The sequence below is a fragment of the Streptomyces sp. NPDC021115 genome, from assembly GCF_044333065.1.
In the GTDB taxonomy this organism is placed as follows: Bacteria; Actinomycetota; Actinomycetes; order Streptomycetales; family Streptomycetaceae; genus Streptomyces.
This window is the reverse complement of the sequence record NZ_JBIRQF010000021.1, coordinates 1-22,847: the sequence shown is the minus strand read 5'-3', so window position 1 is coordinate 22,847 and position 22,847 is coordinate 1. Positions and strand designations below refer to the sequence as shown.

Sequence of the window (22,847 nt, the reverse complement as noted above, 5' to 3'; positions counted from 1 at the left end):
CGTGAACCACACCGTCCTGCAATACCTCCTCGCGGCCGTCGTCGTGCTCCCCCTGCTCGGCTCCGTCGCCGCCCTGCTCCCCGCCCCGCCCGGCTTCAAGGGCCGCGACCCGGAGCAGGCCGTGCTGCGCCACGGCGTCACCGTCACCGGCGCCGTGCTCGCCGCCGCCATCGCGCTCGCCGCGGGCTTCGACCACGGCCGCCCGGGCACGATGCAGGCCCAGACCGACATCAGCTGGATCCCGGCGCTGGACATCCGTGTCCACCTCGGCGTGGACGGCGTCTCGCTGCCGCTGCTCGTCCTGACCGCGCTGCTGACGTTCCTCTGCGCGCTCTACTCGTACAAGAACATGCCCGCCGGAGGCTCCGCCCCCTCGTCAAAGGGTTTTGTCTCGCTGCTGCTCCTCCTTGAGTGCGGCACGCTGGCCAGCTTCGCGGTCCTCGACCTGGTGCTGTTCTTCCTGGCGTTCGAGATGACGCTCATCCCGATGTACTTCCTCATCAACCGGTGGGGAGGCGCCGGACGGGAGCGCGCCGCCTGGCGGTTCATCCTCTACACGCTGCTCGGCTCCGTCGTCATGCTGCTCGGCCTCCTCCTCATCGGGGTCAAGGGCGGCACCTTCGACATGGTGGCACTCGCCACCGACAATGGGGCCGCGCTCAGCCACACCAGCCAGCTCATCGCGGCCCTCGCCATCATCGTCGGACTCGCCGTCAAGGCCCCGATGTGGCCGCTGCACAGCTGGCTGCCGGACGCCCACACCGCCGCGCCCACCGTCGGCTCGGTCCTCCTCGCGGGCGTCCTGCTCAAGATGGGCACGTACGGACTGGTCCGCATCGTGCTGCCGATGGTCCCCGAGGGCGCCCACACCTTCGCGCCCTACCTGGCCGCGTTCGCCGTCGTCGGCATCATCTACGGATCGCTCGCCTGCCTGGCGCTGGCCCGCTCCGGCGCGGGCGGCGACCTCAAGCGGCTCATCGCCTACTCCTCCGTCGGCCACATGGGCTTCGTCCTGCTGGGCATCGCCACCCTCACCCCCACCGGCGTGAACGGCGCGCTGTTCGCCAACATCGCCCACGGCCTCATCACCGGCCTGCTCTTCTTCCTGGTCGGCGCCCTCAAGGACCGCTCCGGCACCACCGACCTCGACCAGCTCTCGGGCGCCAGCGGCGCGGCCCTCTACGGCCGGGCGCCCCGCCTCGGCGGGCTGCTCGCCTTCGGTGCCGTCGCCTCCCTGGGGCTGCCAGGACTCGCCGGATTCTGGGGCGAGATGCTCGCCATGTTCGGCGCCTTCGAACCCGCCGACGGGCTCAGCCGCCCGGCCTACCTCACCTATATGGCGCTCGCCGGGTTCGGCACCCTGCTCACCGCCGCCTACATGCTCATCGTCGTACGGCGCGTCTGCATGGGCGACCACCCCGTGGAACCCGGGGCCGAACACGGCGCCGCCCGGCCCGCCCTGGCCGATGTCCACGGCTACGAATTCGCCGCCTGGAGCCCCCTGGTGGCCCTCACCGTCCTCGCCGGACTGTGGCCAGCGGCCCTCCTCGGCCTCACCGACCCGGCCGTGCAGCAGATCCTCGCGGGAGGCAACTGATGACACCGCTCGCCTCTGGTCTCGCCGCGGGCCTCGTCCAGTCCGTCGACTGGCCCGCCGTCGCCCCGCCCACCATCGCCGCCGTGGCCGGGCTCGCCGTCCTCGTCGCCGACCTCTTCCTGCCCGAGCGCAGGAAGCCGCTGCTGGGCTGGCTGGCCATCGCGGGCCTCGTCCTCGCCGGACTCAGCCTGCTGCCGCTGCTCCACGACGACCGCTCCACCTTCTGCGTCGGCTCCGGCTCCGCCGCCGTGTGCAGCTACACGGCCGACTCCTTCACCCTCGTCATCCAGCTGCTGGTGTTCGGCGGGGCGCTGCTCACCGCGCTGCTGTCCATCAGCGGCATCCAGGATCTGCGGCTCCCCGCGGGCGAGTTCTGGTTCCTGCTGCTGTCGTCCGCCTCCGGCGCGGCCCTGCTGCCCGCCTCCCGGGACCTCGCGACCCTCGTCGTCGCCCTGGAGGTGGCCTCCCTCCCCGCCTTCGCACTCGTCGGACTCCGCCGGGAGAGCCGGCTCTCCTCCGAGGCCGCGCTGAAGTTCTTCCTCTCCTCGGTCACCGCGACCGCCGTCATGCTGCTCGGCGTCAGCTTCGTCTACGCCGCCACCGGCAGCCTGCACCTGACGCAGATCGCCGACGGCCTCGCCCACGTCGACCCGCGGCTCGACACGCTCGCCCGGACGGGCGCCGTCCTCACCCTGGTCGGCTTCGCCTTCAAGACCGCCGCCGTGCCCTTCCACTTCTGGGTCCCGGACACCTACGTCGGCGCGCCCATCCCGGTGGCCGCCTATCTCTCCGTCGTCGGCAAGGCGGTCGGCTTCTCCGGCCTCATCCTGGTGACCCTCCTCGCCTTCCCGCCCTACGACGACGTGTGGGGCCCGGCCATCGCCGTCCTCGCCGCCCTCACCATGACCGCGGGCAACGTCGCCGCCCTGCGCCAGCGCCCCGAGCGCGCGCACAGCGCCGTACGCCTGTTGGCCTGGTCCTCCGTCGGCCAGGCGGGCTACCTGCTGGTCCCCATCGCGGCCGCCGGATACGCGGGTACGGCCGACGACGCGGTCCACGCCATCGGCTCGACCGTCGCGTACGCCCTCATGTACGCGGCCGTGAACCTCGGCGCCTTCGCGGTCGTCGCCCTCGTCGCCCGTACGCACCCCACCGGCCGCATCACCGACTACCGCGGCCTGTACGCCACCCGCCCGGCCGCCGCCCTCGCGCTCGGCTTCTTCCTGCTGTGCCTGGCCGGACTGCCGCCGGGCGTCATCGGTCTCTTCGCCAAGGTGACCGTCTTCTCCACGGCCGTCCACGCGGGGCTCGGCTGGCTGGCCGTCGTGATGGCGGTGAACGTGGTGATCGCCCTCTACTACTACCTCCAGTGGACGACGGTCCTCTTCCGCGCACCGGCCGCGGCCCCCGAGGCCGAGGGCACCGCCGTCACCCCGGTGGCGTCCACCGCCCCCCTGACGGCCGCCATCGGACTCGCCGCCGTCCTCGGCATCGCCCTGTCCGGCGCCCCCCAGCTCGTCCTCCGATTCGCCTCGGGCGCCCTGCTGTAGAGCCGCCCAAGGTGCACAAAGTGCACAAGGGAACTAGTGCCCCCGAGCTGGCGTTGACCAGTTCAGGAGGTTCCACTGAAAGGTGGAGACACCAGTCAAGGGGTTCCCCTGGGCATCATTGGGAGGGCGTACAGTGCACCGCCGGCACAATGGGCTGAAGACCGCCGTACTCCTCGGGGGACTGTCGGCGCTCATCATCGTCATCGGCAGCTTCTTCGGCCGCATGGGGCTGATCATCGCGGTCTTCGTCGCCCTCGGGACGAACGCGTACGCCTACTGGAACAGCGACAAGCTCGCCCTGCGGGCCATGCGGGCGCGTCCCGTCAGCGAGTTCGAGGCGCCGGGGCTCTACCGGATGGTGCGCGAGCTGTCGACGGCCGCCCGCCAGCCCATGCCGCGGCTCTACATCTCCCCGACCGAGGCCCCCAACGCCTTCGCGACCGGCCGCAACCCCCGCAAGGCGGCCGTCTGCTGCACCGACGGCATCCTGCGGCTGCTCGACGAGCGCGAGCTGCGCGGGGTCATCGGCCATGAGCTGAGCCATGTCTACAACCGCGACATCCTCATCTCCTCCATCGCCGGGGCGCTCGCCAGCGTGGTGGTGTTCCTGGTGAACTTCGCCTGGCTGATCCCCGTCGGCCGGTCCGACGACGACGAGGGCCCCGGATTCATCGGCATGCTGCTGATCATGTTCCTCGGCCCGCTGGCCGCCGCCATCATCCAGCTCGCCGTCAGCCGCTCCCGCGAGTACGAGGCGGACGCGTCCGGCGCGCAGCTCACCGGTGATCCGTTGGCCCTGGCCAGCGCCCTGCGTAAGCTCGAAGCAGGGGCACAAGCGCTTCCGCTGCCCCCGGAGCCCCGGCTGGAGACCGCCAGCCATATGATGATCACCAACCCGTTCGGGGCGGGTGGCGGCATGTCCAAGCTGTTCTCCACGCACCCGCCCATGCGGGAGCGCATCGCACGACTAGAAAAGATGGCGGGGGACCATCGATGAAGACAATTCTCAATCTGATCTGGCTCGTACTCAGCGGGTTCTGGATGGCGTGCGGCTATGTGCTCGCCGGTCTGCTGCTGTGCATCACCATCATCGGCATCCCGTTCGGGATCGCCTCGTTCCGCATCGCCGGGTACGCGCTGTGGCCCTTCGGCCGCATGGCCGTCCCCCGCCGCGACGCCGGTGCCGCCTCCTGCGTGGGCAACGTGCTGTGGCTCGTCCTCGCGGGCTGGTGGCTGGCCCTCGGCCACATCGTCACTGGTGTCCTGCTGTGCGTGACGATCATCGGCATCCCGCTGGGCATCGCCAACTTCAAGCTGATCCCGATCTCCCTGACCCCCCTCGGCCACGACATCGTCCCCACGGACCAGCCCTTCACCGGACGCTGAGCCGGTCCGTCCGGTTCAGCTCGCCCGCGCGGTGTGCCTCGCGAGGTCCAGGAGTGCGGGCGGAGCGTCCGGTTGGTGCGCCACGACCAGCAGCGTGGTGCGCAGCCGGTCGCGGCTGCGCTCGGAGGTGACCGTCTCCAGCAGGGTGTTGATCGAGGCCAGCGTCGCCTCGCACTCACGCCACGCGCGGGTGGCCGCGTACGCCGACAGCAGGGCGACGCTGTAGTAGAGCGCCCCCCGGCCGCCCGGGAAGTCCGCCGAGGCCAGTTCGAGCGCGCGCTGCATCTTGGGGATCGCGGCCCTGGCCTCACCGGCGGCAAGGAGCGCCTCGCCCTCGTGGCCGGTGAGCTCGCTGTCGTTCACCCACCACGCCCACGCCGGGTCCCGGGGGCTGATCGAGTCCTCAAGACCGGCCCTGGCGCCCCTCAGCTCGGCCAGCGCCCGCCGGTGGTCGCCCACTTGGGCGAGCGCCCTGCCCCGGCGTACGCGTGCGAGCAGCGTGATGCGAGGCGGGACGCGGAGCCCCGTCAGCAACTCGTCCGCGATCCGTAGCGCCTCGCCCGCCCGGCCGGTCTGTACGTCGTGCATCGCGAGCATGTCCAGGGCGAACCACTCCATGGTCCTGTCCCCGGCCTGCCGGGCGAGCAGATGGGACTCCAGGAACGCCGTCCGCGAGGCGTCCCACTGCCGGGAGTCGAACAGCAGCCAGCCCGCGATCTCGGCAAGCTCGGCGACAGCCGACAGGTACCCGGCCCGCGCCCGGTCGGGAACGGCGCCCCGGTCCAGCTTCCGCTGCTCCGCCCGCCAGACCCGCACGGCGGCCGGTGCCACCGCCGTACCGCCGTACCGGTTGTCGTGCGCCAGCAGGTGGGCGACGGAGGCACGCATGTGCGCGATGTCTCCGTCGACGCCGGTGGGCCGCTCGGCGCCCGGCTCCGGCTGGCGCACCTCGGGCACTCTGAGCGAGACCAGCGCTCCGTCCGCCTCCAGCAGGCCGTCCAGGGCCGCTGCCAGCGCCTCCGAGGGCTGCTGTCTGCCGTTGATCACTCGCGAGACGTAGGCGGGGTCGTAATTGAGCGCACGGGCGGTGGCGCGCAGGGACATGCCCCGCTCGGCGAGCAGAGCACGAACGCGCGATCCGAAATCGCCCATGGCGGGACCCCCTGCGTGGACCGTTGACTCCTCAGCGTAGTCAACGTCCGTCAACTCCCGCAGGTACGGGCCCGCCCTCAAGGATGGCCGCAACAGCACCAACGAGAGGGAAGAAGCACGATGGACGGCCTGCGCCTACTGCCCTGGACCACCCCGGACGGCAAGCCCTGCTACCTCTCCTCCGGCGACGCCGACAGCCGGATGAACCGGCGGGCGGACGAGGTCGAGGCCGTGCAGCTGCACATGGGCACCGAACTGCTGGCCCACGCCCGCGCCCTGCTGGGCGACCGCAGGGCGCACGCCGGGGAGCTGCGCTACCTGGCGCACCGGCTGACCGAGGCCCTCCGCGACGCCCTGCGGATCGCCGAGAGCCGGGGCGAGCGGCTGGCGGCGGCTGCCGCCGCCGGGGAGGGGGCCGCCGCACGCGAACGCCGGGGCCCGCAAGGCCCCGGCGTGCCGTGAAGCGGCCGCGAACCACCTACCGGTAGTTGACGAACTGGATCGCGAAGTCCAGGTCCTTCCCCTTCAGCAGCGCGATCACGGACTGGAGGTCGTCCCGGCTCTTCGAGGTGACCCGCAGCTCCTCGCCCTGCACCTGCGCCTTGACGCCCTTCGGGCCCTCATCGCGGATGATCTTGGCGACCTTCTTCGCGTTGTCCTGGGAGATGCCCTCCTGGAGCGACGCGAAGATCTTGTACTCCTTGCCGGACGCCTGCGGCTCACCCGCGTCCAGCGCCTTCAGCGAGATCCCGCGCTTGACCAGCTTGGACTGGAAGACGTCGAGGATCGCCTTCACCCGCTCCTCGGAGTTCGCGCGCATCTCGATCCGCTCGCCCGACCAGTCGATCGAGGCCCCGACGTTCTTGAAGTCGTAGCGCTGGGAGATCTCGCGGCTCGCCTGGTTGAGCGCGTTGTCGACCTCCTGCCGCTCGACCTTCGAGACGATGTCGAAACTGGAGTCGGCCATCTTGAGTTGGCTCCTCGTACGTAGATCCGTCAGTGGCACGGCCCAGCGGACCGTAGGCGCCAGCCTAGCCATCCCGGCCATGATCCAGAGGCGATCAACCGGGTGGCGGACCACCCCCCGGCATCAGGTATTGTTTACGTCGTTGCCAGGGAGCAGCACCGCGAAAGCGGGGCAGGACACCTGGCCACATCCCAGGCGGTGTGCCCGAGTGGCCAATGGGAGCGGACTGTAAATCCGTCGGCTTAGCCTACCCAGGTTCGAATCCTGGCGCCGCCACGCTGGGAAAACGGCCCCCGAGCCGCGGAAACGCGGCCGGGGGCCGTTGTCATTACGCTGAAAACGTGCCCAGGTACGAGCAGATCGCCGACGCGCGGCTGGCCGCCGGGACGCCGCGCTGTCGCGTCCGGCGGAGCAGCGACCGGCACCAGTGGGAGAAGGACCGGGTGCGCAAGCCCCGGGCCGAGCGGCTGAGGACCGGGGCCACGGAGTACGACACCGGGCTCGAGGTGACCGATCTCGCCTTCCGCGCCGCGTACCGCGAGGCGACGGCGGACGAGGGCCTGGCGGCGGCCTTCGGGGTGCCGGTGGGGACGCGGCTGCTGGAGCGGATGTACCGCACCAACTGCCGGGCGGAGGACGCCCCCTTCGCGCTGGTGCACTCGTATCTCGTCCACGACATGGTGGCCGCGAACCCCGAGCTGCTCGACGCCGCCAACGAGCCCTGGCCCGGGGGCACCCAGAGCCAGCTCGCCACGCTCGGCATCGAGCTGGACCGTATCGAGGAGCGCGTCACGGCCCGCCCGCCGACGGCGGAGGAAGTCCGGGAACTCGGCCTGGGGGAGGGCGTAGCGCTGATCCTCCTGCGGAAGGTCTGCACCGACACGACAGGCCGGGTCGTCGAGGTCTCGGACGTGAGACTGCCAGGTGACCGAACGGAGCTCGTCTTCACGACGCCCCTGACAAGGTGGTGACATGCCGAACACCATCACGGTCATCACCGCGGTCCACGCTCCGGCCGCCGGTCATCTGCCGGACGCGTACGCGTCGTTGTGCGAGCAGGAGCTGCCGGACGGCTGGGAGTGGCAGTGGGTCGTCCAGGAGGACGGCGAGACCGACGCCGTACGCCCCTACGTCCCCCACGACGACCGGATCAGCTTCGGCCAGGGCCGGGCCGGGCGGGCGGCCATGGCCCGCACGATGGGGCTCTCCCGGGCCGAGGGCGCCTACGTGAAGGTGCTGGACGCCGACGACATGCTGACCCCCGGCGCCCTCGCCCGCGACCTGCGCGCGCTGACCGGCAACCCCGGCCTCGGCTGGGCCACCTCGCGGGCCCTGGACCTGCTGCCCGACGGCTCGACCGTCGGCTTCGAGGGCGACCCGCCGCAGGGCCCGCTCGCGCGCGGCGCCGTCCTCGGCCACTGGAAGGCCCACGACTACCGCGCCCAGGTCCACCCGGCGACCCTGTGCGTCCGCCGCGACCTGCTGCTGGCCCTCGGCGGCTGGATGGCCCTGCCCGCCTCCGAGGACACCGGCCTGCTGCTGGCCCTCAGCGCGGTCAGCCGCGGCTGGTTCACCGCCGAGACGGGCCTCCTCTACCGCAAATGGCCGGGCCAGGTCACCAGCCACGCGTCCCACGCGGACGCGACCGAGCGCGAGGCCCGCTTCGCGGTCGTCGAGGCCCGCGCCCGCGTGCTGGCGGCGATGGACGGCTGGCGGTACGAGGCGGGATGACGCCCGCGGCGGTCAGGGCAGGGTCTCGGCGTCGACCCGGGAGAAGACCAGGTCGCTCTCGGCCGTGACCGGGCCCCGCCAGCGGGTCGGGACCTCGGGGGCGCGGCGCAGGGCGGGTGGGTAGCTGGTGGCGGCGTAGTCGTTGGCCAGGTGGTAGGTGTGGAAGCCGTGGGACGTCAGGGCTGCCAGCAGCTCCTCGACGGATTCGCCCAGGTCGGCCATGCGGTCCGGGGTGACCTCGATGGTCAGCTCGGCGTCGGGGCGAAGACGGTCGAGCAGGGGGAGGAGGCCGCGGACCACGCCGCCTTCCGCGCCTTCGACGTCGATCTTGATGACCCGGGCCCGGGCGATCTCGTCGTCGGTGAGGAGGTCGGGCAGGGGTCGGGCCGCGATGTCGAAGGTGGACTCGGCGGGGCCGTCGTAGGGGACGATGCTGTTCGCGCCCATGTTGCGGGAGCTGGCGAGGACGAAGGTCAGCAGCTCGTCGCGGTCGGAGACGGCGGCGTTGAGCGCGCGGATGTTGGTGCCGGCGTTGCGCCGGGCGTGGCGCAGGAGCAGCTGGTGGAACCTCGGGGACGCCTCGACCGCGACCACCGCCCCGCCGGGGCCGACGAGGCGTGAGGCGAGGACGCTGTAGTAGCCGATGTTGGCGCCGACGTCCACGAAGACGTCGCCGGGCCGCAGCCTGCGCTGGAGCCAGCGCGTCATATGGGGTTCCCAGACGCCGAAGAGGTACAGGTACCGCTGGATGAGGTCCTGGGTGTCGACGGCGAAGGTGGCGCCGAAGCGGGTGCGGGCCAGGCGGTGCAGGGGGCGGTCGCGGAGGGCGGCGTTCAGGCGCCGCTCGATCAGGGTCCGCTTTCCGGCGCTCCAGGGCGCGTGGCGGACGTACGCGCGGCCGAGGTCCAGGGCGGCCTGGTCGAGCCACGGGATCACGGGAGACACGGGAGACCTCCGGCTTCGCGGCGGGCGGTGCGGGCCGCCGGTGCGCAGGCAAACGCCCGATCGCTGGCGACGGGGGATGCACCAGCGATCGGGCTGTTCCCCAGCGTAACGCGACTCCGCGCGTCAGGGTGCCGACTGGTCGGAATGAACGCGGAGTTGTGATCGTGATCACTCACCGAGGGCCCCCTTTCTCAGCGCCCGCACGGGGGCTCGTACGACATGCGGGGCAGATATTCGTGCCACTTCTCCGGCGTCAGTACCTCCCGCGTCATGGAGCAGACGCGGTGGATGGCCTTGTCGACGTCCAGGTCCCACAGCCGGACCGTATCGGCACCGGTCGACACCCCGAGCATGTGACTCTTGGGGCTGAACGACAGGAAGTTGCCGGTCTTGGCGTTGGGGCTCATCGACTGGCCGATGGCTTCGGCCCTGGACGGCACGGAGATGTCCCAGAGCCGGACCGCGTTGTCGTTGCCGCCGCTGGCCAGCGTGTGGCCGTCCCGGCTGAGGGTGAGCGAGACGATGGAGTCGGTGTGGCCGGTGAGCGGGCGGCCCAGCCGGGTCGCCCGGCGGGGATCGCTGACGTTCCAGAGCCGGACCGTGTTGTCGTCGCTGCCGCTGGCCAGGGTGCGGCCGTCCGGGCTGTAGGCGAGCGCGTTGACGGGGCCGAGGTGGCCCGTGAGCGGGCGGCCCAGCGGTACGGCGTGCCGCGGGTCGGTGACCTTCCACAGCCGGAGGGTGTTGTCCGCGCTGCCGCTGGCGAGGGTGTGGCCGTCCGGGCTGAAGAGGAGCGCGTTGACGTAGCCCTTGTGGCCGGTGAGCGGCGCGCCGAGCGGACGGACGTGGGACGGGTCGCTGACGTCCCACAGCCGGATCGTGCGGTCGTCGTACACGGTGGCCAGGGTGCGTCCGTCCGGGCTGAAGGCCAGCGCGCCCGCGAACCGTGTCCGCAGGTCGAAGGACGGCCCGAAGGGGACGGGGTGGGCCGGATCGCTGACGTTCCACAGCCGCACCGCGGCGCTCCCGGTCATCACTGCGAAGATGCGGCCGTCAGGGGAGAACGTCGGCTCCCGCGGCGAGCCCTTCCCCGGCCTGAACGGCTTGCCCATCGGCACCGGCCGCCCCGGCTTCGCCACGTTCCACATCCGGATCTTCTCGTCGCGCGCCGCCGTGGCGAGCACCCGCCCGTCCGGGCGGAAGGCGCCGACCCGGCCGATCATGTCCGATGTCGGGATCGACCACAGGCGGACCGTGTTGTCGCCGGTCCCGGTGGCCAGCGTCCGGCCGTCGGGGCTGAAGCCGAGGGCGTACATCTCGCCGCTGCTCCCGGCCAGCGGCTCGCCGACCTGCGACGGATACGCCGGATCCTCGACGTTCCACAGGCTCGCCGTGCTGTCCTGGCTGGCGGCGGCGAGCATGGTGCCGTCCGGGCTGAACGCCACGGACCAGACGGGGCCGGTGTGGCCGGTGAGCGGCGGGCCCAGCGGCTCCGCGTGCCGCCGGTCGCCGACGTCCCACAGCCGGACGGTGTTGTCGGCGGCGCCGCTGGCGAGGGTGCGGCCGTCGGGGCTGAACGCCACGGAGTGCACCAGGTCCGTATGGCCGGTCAGCGCCTTGCCGATGCGCTTCGGACGGCGCGGATCGGCCATGTTCCACAGCCTGATCATGCCGTCGTCGCCCCCGCCCGCCAGGGTGCGGCCGTCGGGGCTGAACGCGATGGAGCGCACGGCGGCGGTGGAGCCGGTCAGCGCGCCGAGCGGCTTCGGCCGCCGCCGGTCGCGCATGTTCCACAGCCGCACCCTGCGGTTGTCGGTGGCGGCGGCCAGGGTCTTCCCGTCCGGGCTGAAGGCGATCAGGTAGATCGTGCCGTCGTGGCCGGACAGGGGCGCGCCGAGCGACCGCGGATGCGCGGGATCGGTCACGTCCCACAGCCGGACCGTGCCGTCGTCCCCGGCGCTGGCGAGGGTGCGGCCGTCCGGGCTGAAGACCGCGCTGCTCACCCAGCTGGTGTGGCCGGTGAGCGGCTTGCCCAGGGGTTTGGGGCGCGTCGGGTCGCTGGTGTCCCAGAGCCGTACGGTCCGGTCGTAGGCGGCGGTGGCCAGGGTCTTGCCGTCCGGGCTGAACGAGGTGAGGTAGACGGCGCCGGTGTGGCCGAGCAGCGGGGTGGCCAGCGGCGCGTTCACGATGGAGATCAGCCGGTTCTTGGTGGCCTGGTCGTCAGGGCGCAGCCGGTGTGCCACCAGGGCGAGCTGGGCGGACAGCGACGGATCGCGGTACTCGAAGCGGTCGGCCTCGGTGACCACCTGCTCGAACACCGCGTCGTCCCGCTGCTGCCACGCGATCACCGCCGCGCCGACCGCCACCATCGCCAGCGCGACCAGGGCCGCCACCGCGCCCCGGCTGAGCCAGATGACGCGTCTGCGCAGCCGCACCGAGGCGGCCAGGAACTCCACCGCGCTGCGGGTCAGCAGGGTGTCCCCGGCGGACTTCGCCCAGGTGTGGGCCTGCTCGAGACGGGAGCCCCGGTAGAGCAGGGACGGGTCGCGGTTCATGCCCTCCCAGGCCCGGCCGTCCTCCTCCAGTCGCTGGCGCAGCAGATGGTCGTTGCGGCCCTCGTCGATCCAGTCGCGCAGCCGGGGCCAGGCGTGCAGCAGCGCCTCGTGGGTGATCTCCACGGTCTCCGCGTCGAGGGTCACCAGGCGGGCGCGGACCAGCGCTTCGAGGGATTCCTCGGTCTTGCCGGGCTCCGTCGACTCCTCCGCCAGCTGCCGCCGCGTCCCCCGTCTGCGGGTGGCCTGGGTGTCCTCGCCGAGCCTCACCAGCCGCAGGAGCAGCAGCCGCGCGGCGGTGCGCGCCGCGGGGTCGAGGCCGGTCCAGGCCCGTTCGGCCGTCGCGGCCACCGCGCCCTGGATGCCGCCCGCCGCGCGGTAGCCGGCCAGGGTCAGCCGTCCCGCCTTGCGGCGCTGCCAGGTGACGAGCAGGGCGTGGGAGAGGAGCGGCAGTACGCCCGCGTCATGGGTGCCGCGGGGGCTGTCGGCGCTCACCTCCCGGACGATCAGTTCCGCGAGGCCCGGTTCGAGTTCGAGCCCCACGGCCTTGGCCGGGCCGGTCACCGCCTCGCGCAGCTCGGCGACGGTCAGCGGGCCGAGCACCATGTGGCGGTGCTGGAGCGCGTCGGCCAGTTCGGGGTAGGCCAGGCACTGCTCGTAGAAGTCGGCGCGTATGCCGAGGACGACGAGGACGGGCGCCGGTTCACCGGAGGCGGCGGCCGAGCACGCGGCGTGCAGCAGCTGGATGAACGTGCGCCGGTCCGCCTCGTCGGTGCCGAGGGTGAACGCCTCCTCGAACTGGTCCACGATGAGGACCGGCCGGGCCGCCGAGGTCTCCGCCCAGGCCGCGACGGCCTCCCGCACCGCGCGCGCGAAGCCCGGCGTACCGGGCTTCTTGGGGAGGGCGTCCGTGAGCCCGGGTATCCGGCGGGTCAGTTCCGCGAGCGGATCGCCGCCCGGCGCGAGCTGGAGCACCTCCCGCTCCCGGCCGTCCCCGTCGCCCAGCGCGCCGTTCTCCAGCGCGGGCACCAGTCCGGCGTTCAGCAGGGAGGACTTGCCCGCGCCCGAGGCGCCCACGAGCATGACCAGGCCGCCCGTCTTCTCCGCCCCGCGCAGCTGGGCGACGAGCGCTTCGGTGCTCCGCTCCCGGCCGAAGAACCACCGGGCGTCCTGCTGCCGGTACGCGGCGAGCCCCCGGTAGGGGCACACCGCGCCGGGGACGGCCGGGGCGTCGGCCGGGGGCCGCTCCTCCTCGTCCGCGGCCGCCGGGGGGCGCATCCCGACCGGGTCGGCCACCGCGCGCTCCCAGAGGCGCTGCCACTGGGCCATGTCGTACAGGCCGGTGGACACCGGTGCGGGGCGCTGCCGACGGGCGTCGGGGATCAGTACGTGCAGCACCGCGGCGAGGGCCGCGAACTGGGCGGGTACATTCTTGGCCCGCCGCCAGTCGCTGATCCGCTGAGCGGACACCCGTACGGGGCGCCCCCGCTCGTCGACCCGCTGAAGCCGGACGACGGCCTCGCTGACGCTCTTGAGGGGAGGATTGCCGGCCTCCCGGTAGAGCAGCGCGAGACGTTCCGCGAAGGCCGTGCGTACCCCTGAGTCGGAACTCAAGGTCTCCACTCCTTACTTCCCCCGCGCCTGGACATCCGGACCGGAAAACTCACTTTATACGGATGACCTGCGACGAAGGCCGCGGCCCGGGACCGGAACCTCCTCGGCGGAACATGCAGCTGGCAGGATCACAGCCCAGTACCGCAGCGCCCTTCCGCGGATCCGCACCCGTACGGGGGGGTGCGGATCGGCACCGCTCCACCGTTCGGCACCGGTCCCCGCGTGGGGAGGGACCGGCGCCGAACGCCGTGGGGCGCGAAGGCGGCACGGGCGCGGAGCACGGACGGCCGACAGGCGAACTGACTGTTGATCAGACATGTACCGATCCCACGACCGTCGCCGCCGTGAGGCAAGGGGTCGGCCCGCTATCCCGCCATGATGGCCGAAAGAGGCCCCTGGTCACTTCCTGTCGAAGTCCAGCTCCAGCATCCGGATCGCGTTGCCGCGCAGGATCTTGTACGTGGTCTCCGGCGACAGCCCGGCGACGTGCTCGGCCGCGATCCGCTTGGTGTGCGGCCAGGTGGAGTCCACGTGCGGGTAGTCGGTCTCGAACGTCGCGTTGTCCACCCCGACCGTGTCGAGCGAGGCGACGCCGTGCCGGTCGCGGAAGAAGCAGCAGTAGATCTGCCGGTAGTAGTACGTGGACGGCGGCTCGGGGATCAGGTCCCGCACCCCGCCCCACGCCCGGTGCTCCTCCCAGACGTCGTCCGCGCGCTCCAGGGCGTACGGGATCCAGCCCATCTGGCCCTCGGCGTACGCGAGCTTCAGCCGCGGGAACTTCACCAGGACGCCGCTGAAGAGGAAGTCCATCATCGACGCCATGGCGTTGTTGAAGCTCAGCGCGGCCTGCACGGCGGGCGGGGCGTCCGGGGAGGCGGCGGGCATCTGCGAGGACGAGCCGATGTGCATGCACACGACCGTGCCCGTCGCCTCGCACTCGGCGAAGAACGGGTCCCAGTAGCCGCTGTGGATGCTGGGCAGCCCGAGGTACGTGGGGATCTCGCTGAACGTCACGGCGCGCACGCCCCGCGCCGCGTTCCGGCGGATCTCCGCCACGGCCAGCTCGACGTCCCACAGCGGGATCAGGCACAGCGGGATCAGCCGCCCGCCGCTGTCCCCGCACCACTCCTCGACCATCCAGTCGTTGTACGCCCGCACGCAGGCCAGCCCGACCTCCTTGTCGCCGGCCTCGGCGAACGTCTGGCCGCAGAAGCGGGGGAAGGTCGGGAAGCACAGCGACGCCTCGACATGGTTCATCTCCATGTCCGCGATCCGCGCCTTGGGGTCCCAGCACCCGCGGCGCATCTGCTCGCGGGTGATGCCCTCCAGGGTCATCTCGTCCCGGGAGAAACCGACGGCCGCGATGATCCGCTTGTACGGGAACAGCCCGCCCTCGTACTCCCACCAGTCCGTGAGCTGACCGTCCGGGTCGGTCGTGATGCGGTACTTGCCGCCGACGTACGCCAGTTCCCCGATCCCGGCCGTCAGTGGCTTCGGGCCGCGGTCCCGGTACTTGGCCGGAAGCCAGGTCTCGAAGAGATGGGCGGGCTCGATCACGTGGTCGTCCACGCTGATGACCATGGGCAGCTCGGTCGCGCCGGTCGTCTCGCCCGTCATGGCGTCATCTCCCATGTAATCTGACGGTCCGTCAGATGTAGGGTAGAGGTGACTGCCTCAGGCAACAAGAAGCGGGCCGTGCCCGTTTCCACGGGGCCACCCGGGGCAAACGCCGCACAGCGGCGGGGGCCGGACATCAGGAGGCACAGGGTGAACGCATCGTCGATCGCACGGGGACTTCATCTGACGCCGCGCACCCGCACCCGTCCTCCGCGCGGGGCCGTCGAGACCGCGGCTCGCTGCGGTCTCACCGCGCGTGGCGTCCTCTACCTGCTCATCGGCGTCCTCGCCCTGCGCATCGCCTTCGGCGACGGCGGCGAACAGGCCGACCGGAGCGGGGCCCTCCAGGTGCTCGCCCACCAGCCGTTCGGCGCGGCCCTCGTCTGGGCCGTCGGCGCCGGACTGGTCTGCATGGCGCTCTGGCGGCTGTCCGAAGCGGCCTTCGGGGCTGCCGGACCGGACGGCCGCAAGCCCACCAAGCGCCTCGCCGGGGCCGCCCGCGCCGTCTTCTACGCCTTCGTCGCCTACTCCGTGCTCGCCTTCGCCGCCGGTGAGCAGGGCAGCGGCTCCAGCGACCGGCAGTCCCAGGACGTCACGGCCCGCGCCCTCGCCCTGCCGGAGGGCCGCTGGCTGGTGGGCCTAGGCGGTGCGGTGGTCGCCGGGGCCGGGGTGTGGATCGCCGTACGGGCCCTGCTGCGCACCTTCCGCAAGCACCTGGCCGTCTCCCGGCTGCCCCGCCGGGCCCAGCGCGCCGTGGAGGCCCTGGGTGTCTGCGGCGGGGTCGCCCGCGGCGCCGTCTTCGCGGTCGCGGGCGGCTTCGCGGTCTCCGCGGCCGTACGGTACGACCCGGACCGCGCCAAGGGCGTCGACGACACCCTCCGCACCTTCGCCTCCACCGCGGCGGGCCCCTGGCTGCTGGCGGCGGTAGCCGCGGGCCTGGCGCTGTTCGGGGTCTTCTCCTTCGCGATGGCCCGCTGGCGCCGCGTCTGAGGTCGGGGGGCTCCGCCCCCCGAACCCCCCGCCGGGGCTCCGCCCCGGACCCCGGCGCGGTGCGTCCGGTGGGTGGTGCCGGTGCGGGGCCTCCGGGGCAGGGTCCCGGACCGCATATTTACGGCGCCGCCGGCGTAGAACGTGTCGTGAGCGTCAGGCGATCGGCGCCACAAATACACGTCAGCGTCCGAGACTCCACCCCTGCGCCCCCACCCCTCCCGCCACATGGCGGCCACCCGTCGGCGGCCCACGGTCCGCCCGGCCTGGCCGGTCGGGTGGCCGTCGTACGGCCACCCGCCACCGGGCGAACCGGAAGCGGGCCGGGCGTCGGAGCCACCGAGCCGGTGGCCGCCGGTCGGCGGGAGGGGGCGGGGTCGCATCCCGCCCCCGCCTGGCCGGGCGGCCCGGAAGCGGGCCGGACGTCGGGGCCACCGGCGGGTGACCGCCGACGATGCGGGAGGGTGCGGGGTCGCAGGGGTGGGGTCCTGGACGTTACGTGTATTTGTGGCGCCTGCTTCCGGCCCACCCCACGTCTCCGGGCACCGGCGCCAAAAATATACGAGTCCAGGGCCGTGCCCCGGAGGCGCCGCACCCGGCACCCACCACCGAAGCCCCGGCGTACCACCCCGCACCCCGCAGGGCGCCGTCAGCCGCCGTCGGCGACTGCGCGTACCGCTTCCGCCACCGGCACCTGGCCGCCCAGTAGTTCGAGGGTGCGGCCCGCCGTGCGGGGTTCGTCCAGGAGGGCGGCCAGGACGGCGGCCACGTCGTCGCGGGTCACTTCGGCGCGGCCCGTGTGCTCGGCCAGGTGCACCAGGCCCGTGCCCGGGTCGTCGGTGAGGCGGCCCGGGCGCAGCACGGTCCAGTCGAGGGCGCGGCGGGCGCGGAGGTCGTCGTCCGCGGCGCCCTTCGCGCGCAGGTAGGCGGCGAAGACGGGGTCCATGTCGGGCGCGGGCTCGCGGTCGGCGCCCATCGCGGAGACGGTGACGAACCGCCGTACGCCCGCCTGCTCGGCCGCGTCCGCGAAGAGCACGGAGGCCCCGCGGTCGACGGTCTCCTTGCGGGCGGTGCCGCTGCCAGGCCCCGCACCGGCGGCGAACACCACCGCGTCCGCGCCCTCCAGATGCTTGGCCACGTCGCCCACGGAGGCCGATTCGAGGTCGCACACGACGGGTTCGGCGCCCGCCGCCAGCAGGTCGCCCGCCTGTTCCGGCTTGCGGACGATGCCCGCCACTTCGTCCCCGCGCGCGGAGAGCAGCCGCTCCAGCCGCAGCGCGATCTGTCCATGTCCACCAGCGATGACAATGCGCATGATCCCGACCGTACGCCGGTTGACCTATGACTGCCCGTCGCCGTCCGCGGGCCGGGACGGGGGCGGCGACGGGGGCCGGGACTGCCGCGGCAGGTCGAGGGCCACGGCGGCGGCCGAGTCGCAGTACTCCCGCACCGCGCTGGTGCGGGCGACGACGCGGCCGTCGTGCACCACGACCCGGCTGTACGCGAGCGAGAGCACCCCCGCGAGCCCGTCGCCCCGTACGGCCAGCAGCTCCGCGGGGAACCCGGCCTCGACGCGCACCTCGGGCAGACCGAGCGCGGCCCGCGCCCGCGCGCAGACCGCGTCGTACGCCTCCGCGGGGGCCAGTTCGCCCCGGGAGGCCAGCAGATAGGCGGCCTCCAGGGGATCACCCCGCCCGACGGGGTTGACGGTGTCGCGGAGGGCACCGCTCCCGGCGGCGACCCGCACCCCCGCGGCCCGCAGCAGCCGCACCGGCGCGCACCCGGCCACGCGCGCCCCCCGCTCGCCCCGGTCCTCCAGCCCGACGCAGTCGCCCTGGGGCAGGCAGACCACGGTGACGCCCGCGGCCGCGAGCCGGTCGGCGACCCGCGCCGCGACGTCGCGGGGCAGCCGGGCCAGCCCGCCGCAGGGGCCGACGGTGACGCCGGGCCGCAGACCCCCGGCCATCGCCGCGAACCGGGCGAGCCGGGCCGGGTCGTCGCCGTCCGTGTGGAGGTCGACGGCGCACCCGTGGCGGGCCGCGAGGTCGAGGACGGCCTCGGCGTGACCGGTCGGGTCGGGGTCGAGGTCGGGGCAGCCGCCGATGACGGAGGCGCCCATCCCCACGGCGTCCCGCAGCATCGCGAGCCCGCCCGCCCCGGCGGCCCCGGTCAGCACCCGCGGGACGGCGACCGCGCCGAGGTCGACGAGCCCGCGGAGGCTGTGCCGGGCCGCCAGCACGGCCTCCAGGGAGCGCAGCCCGTGCACCCCGCCGATCCGCACATGGGTGCGCACGGCGGTGGCCCCGTGGCCGAGGTGCAGCAGGGCGGCCTCGGTGGTGCGGCGCTGGACGTCCTCGGCGCCGAAGGGGACGGGGCCCGCGAGGCCGGCGGTCAGGGCGGTGTCGCAGTGGGCGTGCGGTTCGGCGGGGGCGGGGAGCAGCAGGTACCCGCCGAGGTCGAGCCGCGGCCCGGGGGCCAGGCTGCCGGTGGTGCCGACCGCCTCGATCCGCCCGCCGCTGAGCCGTACGTCCACCGTGCGGCCGTCGGCGAGCCGGGCGCCGCCGAGGACCAGCGCGGTGGACCCGGAAGAAGCGGTGGGACCGGGGGCCGCCCCGCCGTCGTTTCCGGAGGGCTGCTGCTGGTGGCTCTCGGGCGGCTGGCTCTCGGGCATCGCACTCCAGGTCACGCGGGAGGTCACGCGGGAGATCACGCGGGGTGAGCCGAGCCTAGGACGCGGTGGGGGCGGCTTCGCGGAGGAGCCGAATAGTCGTACCGGTGTGGTGCGTGAGCACTCTGCGTCGCACGCGGCCGCACGCACCGGCCCTGCGCCGATACGGATTTCACCTTCGGCGGCCGAGCGTGTAATGTCTTCATCGCTCGCCCCAATAGCTCAGTCGGCAGAGCGTCTCCATGGTAAGGAGAAGGTCTACGGTTCGATTCCGTATTGGGGCTCTGATGTGTAAGGTATCCCGTTCGACTTCGGTCGGGCGGGGTCCGGATCACATCGAAGCGGTGTAGCTCAGTCGGTAGAGCAAGCGGCTCATAATCGCTGTGTCACCGGTTCAAGTCCGGTCACCGCTACACACAGTAGCCGATTGTGGGGTCGGTCCTCCGGTCGGCTACTCTTTACTGCGTTCTTCTATCCCATCCGTTCGTCAAGGAGCACTCAACGTGGCTGCCACCGACGTCCGCCCGAAGATCACGCTGGCCTGCGTGGAGTGCAAGGAGCGGAACTACATCACCAAGAAGAACCGGCGTAACGACCCGGATCGTCTTGAGATCAAGAAGCACTGCCCGCGTTGCAACGCGCACACCGCGCACCGCGAGACGCGATAGCCATAAACTCTCATTCGAGGCCGCCCCCACTAGCGGGGGTGGCCTCGTTTCGTTAGTCATCAACAGCAGGAGGTGCCGAGGCGATGGCGCTTGATCCGTCTTTCGTCGGGCGGACCTACCCGCCCACCGACCCGTACGAGGTCGGCAGGGAGAAGATCCGCGAATTCGCCGAATCGATCGGCGAGACCAACCCGGTCTACACCGATCAGGAGGCGGCCAAGGCGCTCGGCTACTCCGATGTGATCGCCCCGCCGACGTTCGTGTTCGCGATCACCTTCAAGGCCGCGCGGCACCTGGTCGTCGGCGACCCGCAGCTGGGCCTGGACTTCAACCGGGTGGTGCACGGGGACCAGAAGTTCGCGTACACCCGGCCCATCGAGGCGACCGACCGCCTTACCGTCGTCACCAGGATCGACGACATCAAGTCGCTCGCGGGCAACGATGTGATCCTCATCAGCGGTGAGGTGCGCGACGCCGCGGGCGAGCACGTGGTGACCGCGATGACGAAACTGGTGGCGCGCGCAGCCGAAGCGGAGGACAGAGGATGACCGCCAAGATCTCGTACGACGCCGTCGAGGTCGGCACCGACCTTCCCCCGCAGACCTTCCCGGTGAACCGAGCCGACCTGATCCGGTACGCCGGGGCTTCCGGCGACTTCAACCCGATCCACTGGAACGAGAAGTTCGCCAAGGAGGTCGGCCTCCCCGACGTCATCGCCCACGGCATGTTCACCATGGCCGAGGCGATCCGCGTGGTGACCGACTGGACCGGCGACCCCGGCGCCGTCGCCGACTACGGCGTGCGCTTCACCAAGCCGGTCGTCGTCCCGAACGACGACAAGGGCGCGCTCATCGAGGTTGCCGCCAAGGTCGCCGCCAAGCTGGACGACGAGGCCCGTACGGTCCGCGTGGACATCACCGCGACCAGTGAGGGCCAGAAGGTGCTGGGCATGGCCCGCGCCGTCGTCCGCCTCGCCTGAGTCGTCCGCCTCGCCTAATCCCTGGGGCCCCCACACGCCCCCGGCATCGCGCCGGGGGCGCCCCCGTACTCTTGAGCGCGTGCAGGAACTCCATGACGCCCCCCTCGCCCCCCTCACCACCTTCCGCCTCGGCGGCCCGGCCACCCGTCTGATCACGGCCACCACCGACGACGAGGTGATCGCCGCGGTCCGCGAGGCCGACGCGAGCGGCACGCCACTGCTGCTGATCGGCGGCGGCAGCAACCTGGTCATCGCCGACAAGGGCTTCGACGGCACCGCCCTGCACATCGCGACCAGCGGCTTCACCCTCGACGGCACCCGGCTGGAGCTGGCCGCGGGCGAGAACTGGTCCGACGCGGTGGCCCGTACGGTCGAGGCGGGCCTCGCCGGTATCGAGTGCCTGGCCGGAATCCCCGGTTCCGCGGGCGCGACCCCGATACAGAACGTCGGGGCGTACGGCCAGGAGGTCTCCGCCACCCTCACCGAGGTGGTCGCCTACGACCGCCGAGCCGACGCCGTCGTGACCATCCCCGCCGCCGACTGCGCCTTCTCCTACCGCCACAGCCGCTTCAAGGCCGAGCCGGACCGCCACGTCGTCCTGCGGGTCCGCTTCGAGCTGGAGGACGCGGGCGGCGCGTCCGCGCCCATCAAGTACGCCGAGACCGCCCGGGTGCTCGGCGTCGAGGTGGGCGACCGGGTGCCCGCCGAGACCGCGCGCCGGACCGTGCTGTCGCTGCGCGCGGGCAAGGGCATGGTGCTCGACCCCGAGGACCACGACACCTGGTCGGCGGGGTCGTTCTTCACCAACCCGGTGCTGACCGAGAGCGCGTACGAGGCATTCCTGGCCCGCGTCGCCGACCGCCTCGGCGCGGACGTCGCCCCGCCCGCCTTCCCGGCGGGGGAGGGGCGGATCAAGACCTCCGCGGCCTGGCTGATCGACAAGGCGGGCTTCACCAAGGGCTACGGCACAGGACCGGCCCGCATCTCCACCAAGCACACCCTCGCGCTCACCAACCGCGGCGAGGCCACCACCGAGGACCTGCTGGCGCTGGCCCGCGAGGTGGTGGCCGGGGTCGAGGAGGCGTTCGGCGTACGGCTGGTCAACGAGCCGGTCACGGTGGGCGTGAGCCTGTAGCGAATGCAACGAATGGACCTAGGAACGTTCCTAGGTCCATTCGTTACGCGACCCAGTCGTCGATACCCGCCAGCAGCCGCCGCCGTACGTCCTCCGGCGCCGCCGAGCCCCGTACCGACTGCCGCGCCAGCTCGGCCAGCTCCTCGTCGGTGAAGCCGTGGTGCTCGCGCGCCAGCTGGTACTGGGCGGCGAGCCGCGAGCCGAAGAGCAGCGGGTCGTCGGCGCCCAGCGCCATCGGCACCCCGGCGTCGTACAGGGTGCGCAGCGGTACGTCCTCGGGCTTCTCGTAGACCCCGAGCGCGACGTTGGACGACGGGCACACCTCGCAGGTCACCCCGCGGTCGGCCAGCCGGGCGAGCAGCCGCGGGTCCTCGGCGGCGCGCACTCCGTGGCCCACCCGGGAGGCGACGAGGTCGTCCAGGCAGTCGCGGACGCTGCCGGGCCCGGACAGCTCGCCGCCGTGCGGGGCGGCGAGCAGGCCGCCGTCCCGGGCGATGGCGAAGGCGCGGTCGAAGTCGCGGGCGAAGCCGCGCCGCTCGTCGTTGGAGAGCCCGAAGCCGACGACCCCGCGGTCCGCGAAGCGCACGGCGAGCCGGGCCAGGGTGCGGGCCTCCAGGGGGTGCTTCATGCGGTTCGCGGCGACCAGGACCCGTATCCCGAGCCCGGTGTCGCGGGAGGCCGCGTCGACCGCGTCGAGGATGATCTCCAGCGCCGGGATCAGCCCGCCCAGGCGCGGGGCGTACGAGGTGGGGTCGACCTGGATCTCCAGCCAGCCGGAGCCGTCGGCGACGTCCTCCTCGGCGGTCTCGCGCACCAGCCGCCGGATGTCGTCGGGTTCCCGGAGGCAGGACCGCGCGATGTCGTACAGCCGCTGGAAGCGGAACCAGCCGCGCTCGTCGGTGGCCCGCAGTCTCGGCGGCTCGCCGCCGCTCAGCGCCTCGGGCAGATGGACGCCGTACTTGTCGGCGAGTTCGAGGAGCGTGCCGGGGCGCATCGAACCGGTGAAGTGGAGATGCAGATGCGCCTTGGGGAGCAGATGTACATCGCGTGCCATCTGCAGATTTTGCCGCACGTCCGGACCTGCCGGTACCGCTTTCACCGAACGTGGGCTTGCTCGCACAGGAATCCGGGGCCGGTCGGGACCCGGCAGGTGGCCGGTACGGGAGCGGGGGGGGGGGGCCCGGCGCGGGGGCCCCCCCCCCCCGCGCCCCCCCCGCCCCCCCCGGGGGGGCCCCCCCCCCCGCCGGGGGGGGGGGGCGGCCCCCCCCCCCGCGGCCCGAGGCACCGCGCGGGCCACCGCCC

At 72.7% G+C, this 22,847-nt stretch carries 20 protein-coding genes and 3 tRNA genes; 15 read left to right on the top strand and 8 right to left on the bottom strand.

What is annotated here, in order from left to right; translation table 11 throughout:
* The first annotated feature begins 1 nt into the window (after position 1).
* The 4 genes from ACH4TL_RS38335 to ACH4TL_RS38320 all read left to right on the top strand — a co-directional run bounded on the left by ACH4TL_RS38335 (position 2) and on the right by ACH4TL_RS38320 (position 4,533).
* Complete coding sequence (locus ACH4TL_RS38335; protein WP_398325127.1) at positions 2-1,597, top strand: NuoM family protein; 1,596 nt, start codon at positions 2-4, stop codon at positions 1,595-1,597.
* The gene (locus ACH4TL_RS38330; RefSeq protein WP_398325124.1) at positions 1,597-3,147 is read left to right on the top strand and encodes an NADH-quinone oxidoreductase subunit N; all 1,551 of its coding nucleotides are present in this window, start codon (positions 1,597-1,599) and stop codon (positions 3,145-3,147) included. The genes ACH4TL_RS38335 and ACH4TL_RS38330 overlap by 1 nt, the downstream gene beginning before the upstream one ends.
* A 133-nt stretch (positions 3,148-3,280) precedes the next feature.
* Positions 3,281-4,144, top strand: coding sequence for a zinc metalloprotease HtpX (htpX, locus tag ACH4TL_RS38325; RefSeq protein ID WP_398325121.1), 864 nt, complete (start codon positions 3,281-3,283; stop codon positions 4,142-4,144).
* A complete protein-coding gene (locus ACH4TL_RS38320) occupies positions 4,141-4,533 on the top strand; it encodes a YccF domain-containing protein (protein ID WP_398325118.1) in 393 nt (130 codons plus the stop codon). Before htpX ends, ACH4TL_RS38320 begins: the two co-directional genes overlap by 4 nt.
* Positions 4,534-4,548: 15 nt before the next feature.
* Here ACH4TL_RS38320 and ACH4TL_RS38315 read toward each other — a convergent pair whose 3' ends face one another.
* The gene (locus ACH4TL_RS38315; RefSeq protein ID WP_398325115.1) at positions 4,549-5,685 is read right to left on the bottom strand and encodes a helix-turn-helix domain-containing protein; all 1,137 of its coding nucleotides are present in this window, start codon (positions 5,683-5,685) and stop codon (positions 4,549-4,551) included.
* A 120-nt stretch (positions 5,686-5,805) separates the two neighbouring features.
* On the opposite strand from ACH4TL_RS38315, the gene ACH4TL_RS38310 reads away from it, so the two are divergent.
* Positions 5,806-6,147, top strand: a complete 342-nt coding sequence (locus ACH4TL_RS38310; protein ID WP_398325112.1) for a hypothetical protein — start codon at positions 5,806-5,808, stop codon at positions 6,145-6,147.
* A gap of 16 nt (positions 6,148-6,163) precedes the next feature.
* On the opposite strand, the gene ACH4TL_RS38305 is transcribed toward ACH4TL_RS38310, so the two are convergent.
* Positions 6,164-6,652, bottom strand: a complete 489-nt coding sequence (locus ACH4TL_RS38305; RefSeq protein ID WP_055556037.1) for a YajQ family cyclic di-GMP-binding protein — start codon at positions 6,650-6,652, stop codon at positions 6,164-6,166.
* A gap of 194 nt (positions 6,653-6,846) precedes the next feature.
* On the opposite strand from ACH4TL_RS38305, the gene ACH4TL_RS38300 reads away from it, so the two are divergent.
* The 3 genes from ACH4TL_RS38300 (at position 6,847) to ACH4TL_RS38290 (ending at position 8,383) form a co-directional block, all read left to right on the top strand.
* Positions 6,847-6,928, top strand: a tRNA-Tyr gene (locus ACH4TL_RS38300).
* 65 nt (positions 6,929-6,993) lie between these two features.
* A complete protein-coding gene (locus tag ACH4TL_RS38295; RefSeq protein ID WP_398325108.1) occupies positions 6,994-7,623 on the top strand; it encodes a UTRA domain-containing protein in 630 nt (209 codons plus the stop codon).
* A 1-nt stretch (position 7,624) separates the two neighbouring features.
* Positions 7,625-8,383, top strand: coding sequence for a glycosyltransferase family 2 protein (locus ACH4TL_RS38290; protein WP_398325105.1), 759 nt, complete (start codon positions 7,625-7,627; stop codon positions 8,381-8,383).
* A 12-nt stretch (positions 8,384-8,395) separates the two neighbouring features.
* Here the strand turns inward: ACH4TL_RS38290 and ACH4TL_RS38285 are convergent, their stop codons facing one another.
* The 3 genes from ACH4TL_RS38285 to ACH4TL_RS38275 all read right to left on the bottom strand — a co-directional run bounded on the left by ACH4TL_RS38285 (position 8,396) and on the right by ACH4TL_RS38275 (position 15,108).
* Positions 8,396-9,319, bottom strand: a complete 924-nt coding sequence (locus ACH4TL_RS38285; RefSeq protein ID WP_398325465.1) for an FkbM family methyltransferase — start codon at positions 9,317-9,319, stop codon at positions 8,396-8,398.
* A gap of 200 nt (positions 9,320-9,519) precedes the next feature.
* On the bottom strand, positions 9,520-13,500 hold the full coding sequence (locus tag ACH4TL_RS38280) for a hypothetical protein (RefSeq protein WP_398325102.1): 3,981 nt from the start codon (positions 13,498-13,500) through the stop codon (positions 9,520-9,522).
* A gap of 390 nt (positions 13,501-13,890) precedes the next feature.
* Entirely contained in the window at positions 13,891-15,108 is a 1,218-nt protein-coding gene (locus ACH4TL_RS38275; RefSeq protein WP_398325099.1) for an amidohydrolase family protein, read from the bottom strand.
* A gap of 150 nt (positions 15,109-15,258) precedes the next feature.
* Between ACH4TL_RS38275 and ACH4TL_RS38270 the strand changes: the two genes are divergently transcribed.
* Positions 15,259-16,098, top strand: a complete 840-nt coding sequence (locus ACH4TL_RS38270) for a DUF1206 domain-containing protein (RefSeq protein WP_398325096.1) — start codon at positions 15,259-15,261, stop codon at positions 16,096-16,098.
* Positions 16,099-16,744: 646 nt separating this feature from the next.
* On the opposite strand, the gene ACH4TL_RS38265 is transcribed toward ACH4TL_RS38270, so the two are convergent.
* A complete protein-coding gene (locus tag ACH4TL_RS38265; RefSeq protein ID WP_398325093.1) occupies positions 16,745-17,410 on the bottom strand; it encodes an SDR family oxidoreductase in 666 nt (221 codons plus the stop codon).
* Between the two features lie 24 nt (positions 17,411-17,434).
* Complete coding sequence (locus tag ACH4TL_RS38260) at positions 17,435-18,766, bottom strand: hydrolase (RefSeq protein WP_398325090.1); 1,332 nt, start codon at positions 18,764-18,766, stop codon at positions 17,435-17,437.
* 208 nt (positions 18,767-18,974) lie between these two features.
* On the opposite strand from ACH4TL_RS38260, the gene ACH4TL_RS38255 reads away from it, so the two are divergent.
* The 6 genes from ACH4TL_RS38255 to ACH4TL_RS38230 all read left to right on the top strand — a co-directional run bounded on the left by ACH4TL_RS38255 (position 18,975) and on the right by ACH4TL_RS38230 (position 21,545).
* A tRNA-Thr gene (locus tag ACH4TL_RS38255) sits at positions 18,975-19,047 on the top strand.
* A 56-nt stretch (positions 19,048-19,103) separates the two neighbouring features.
* A tRNA-Met gene (locus tag ACH4TL_RS38250) sits at positions 19,104-19,176 on the top strand.
* A gap of 90 nt (positions 19,177-19,266) precedes the next feature.
* A complete protein-coding gene (gene rpmG, locus ACH4TL_RS38245) occupies positions 19,267-19,431 on the top strand; it encodes a 50S ribosomal protein L33 (protein ID WP_009715907.1) in 165 nt (54 codons plus the stop codon).
* Positions 19,432-19,514: 83 nt separating this feature from the next.
* Positions 19,515-19,979 carry a MaoC family dehydratase N-terminal domain-containing protein gene (locus ACH4TL_RS38240; protein ID WP_398325087.1) on the top strand — a complete coding sequence of 155 codons (465 nt, stop codon included), beginning with the start codon at positions 19,515-19,517 and terminating at the stop codon, positions 19,977-19,979.
* Positions 19,976-20,410 carry a MaoC family dehydratase gene (locus ACH4TL_RS38235; RefSeq protein WP_398325084.1) on the top strand — a complete coding sequence of 145 codons (435 nt, stop codon included), beginning with the start codon at positions 19,976-19,978 and terminating at the stop codon, positions 20,408-20,410. Before ACH4TL_RS38240 ends, ACH4TL_RS38235 begins: the two co-directional genes overlap by 4 nt.
* Positions 20,411-20,489: 79 nt before the next feature.
* Positions 20,490-21,545, top strand: a complete 1,056-nt coding sequence (locus tag ACH4TL_RS38230) for a UDP-N-acetylmuramate dehydrogenase (RefSeq protein WP_398325081.1) — start codon at positions 20,490-20,492, stop codon at positions 21,543-21,545.
* Positions 21,546-21,588: 43 nt separating this feature from the next.
* On the opposite strand, the gene ACH4TL_RS38225 is transcribed toward ACH4TL_RS38230, so the two are convergent.
* Positions 21,589-22,599, bottom strand: a complete 1,011-nt coding sequence (locus ACH4TL_RS38225) for an adenosine deaminase (protein WP_398325078.1) — start codon at positions 22,597-22,599, stop codon at positions 21,589-21,591.
* Positions 22,600-22,847 lie beyond the last annotated feature (248 nt).

Bases quoted from the DNA above. Each gene is read 5' to 3' on its own strand.
- ACH4TL_RS38240 (WP_398325087.1), top strand. From the start codon at position 19,515: ATGGCGCTTGATCCGTCTTTCGTCGGGCGGACCTACCCGCCCACCGAC.
- ACH4TL_RS38235 (WP_398325084.1), top strand. From the start codon at position 19,976: ATGACCGCCAAGATCTCGTACGACGCCGTCGAGGTCGGCACCGACCTT.
- ACH4TL_RS38305 (WP_055556037.1), bottom strand. From the start codon at position 6,652: ATGGCCGACTCCAGTTTCGACATCGTCTCGAAGGTCGAGCGGCAGGAG.
- ACH4TL_RS38320 (WP_398325118.1), top strand. From the start codon at position 4,141: ATGAAGACAATTCTCAATCTGATCTGGCTCGTACTCAGCGGGTTCTGG.
- ACH4TL_RS38265 (WP_398325093.1), bottom strand. From the start codon at position 17,410: ATGCGCATTGTCATCGCTGGTGGACATGGACAGATCGCGCTGCGGCTG.
- ACH4TL_RS38225 (WP_398325078.1), bottom strand. From the start codon at position 22,599: ATGGCACGCGATGTACATCTGCTCCCCAAGGCGCATCTGCATCTCCAC.
- ACH4TL_RS38315 (WP_398325115.1), bottom strand. From the start codon at position 5,685: ATGGGCGATTTCGGATCGCGCGTTCGTGCTCTGCTCGCCGAGCGGGGC.
- ACH4TL_RS38290 (WP_398325105.1), top strand. From the start codon at position 7,625: ATGCCGAACACCATCACGGTCATCACCGCGGTCCACGCTCCGGCCGCC.
- ACH4TL_RS38310 (WP_398325112.1), top strand. From the start codon at position 5,806: ATGGACGGCCTGCGCCTACTGCCCTGGACCACCCCGGACGGCAAGCCC.
- ACH4TL_RS38330 (WP_398325124.1), top strand. From the start codon at position 1,597: ATGACACCGCTCGCCTCTGGTCTCGCCGCGGGCCTCGTCCAGTCCGTC.
- ACH4TL_RS38275 (WP_398325099.1), bottom strand. From the start codon at position 15,108: ATGACGGGCGAGACGACCGGCGCGACCGAGCTGCCCATGGTCATCAGC.
- ACH4TL_RS38260 (WP_398325090.1), bottom strand. From the start codon at position 18,766: ATGCCCGAGAGCCAGCCGCCCGAGAGCCACCAGCAGCAGCCCTCCGGA.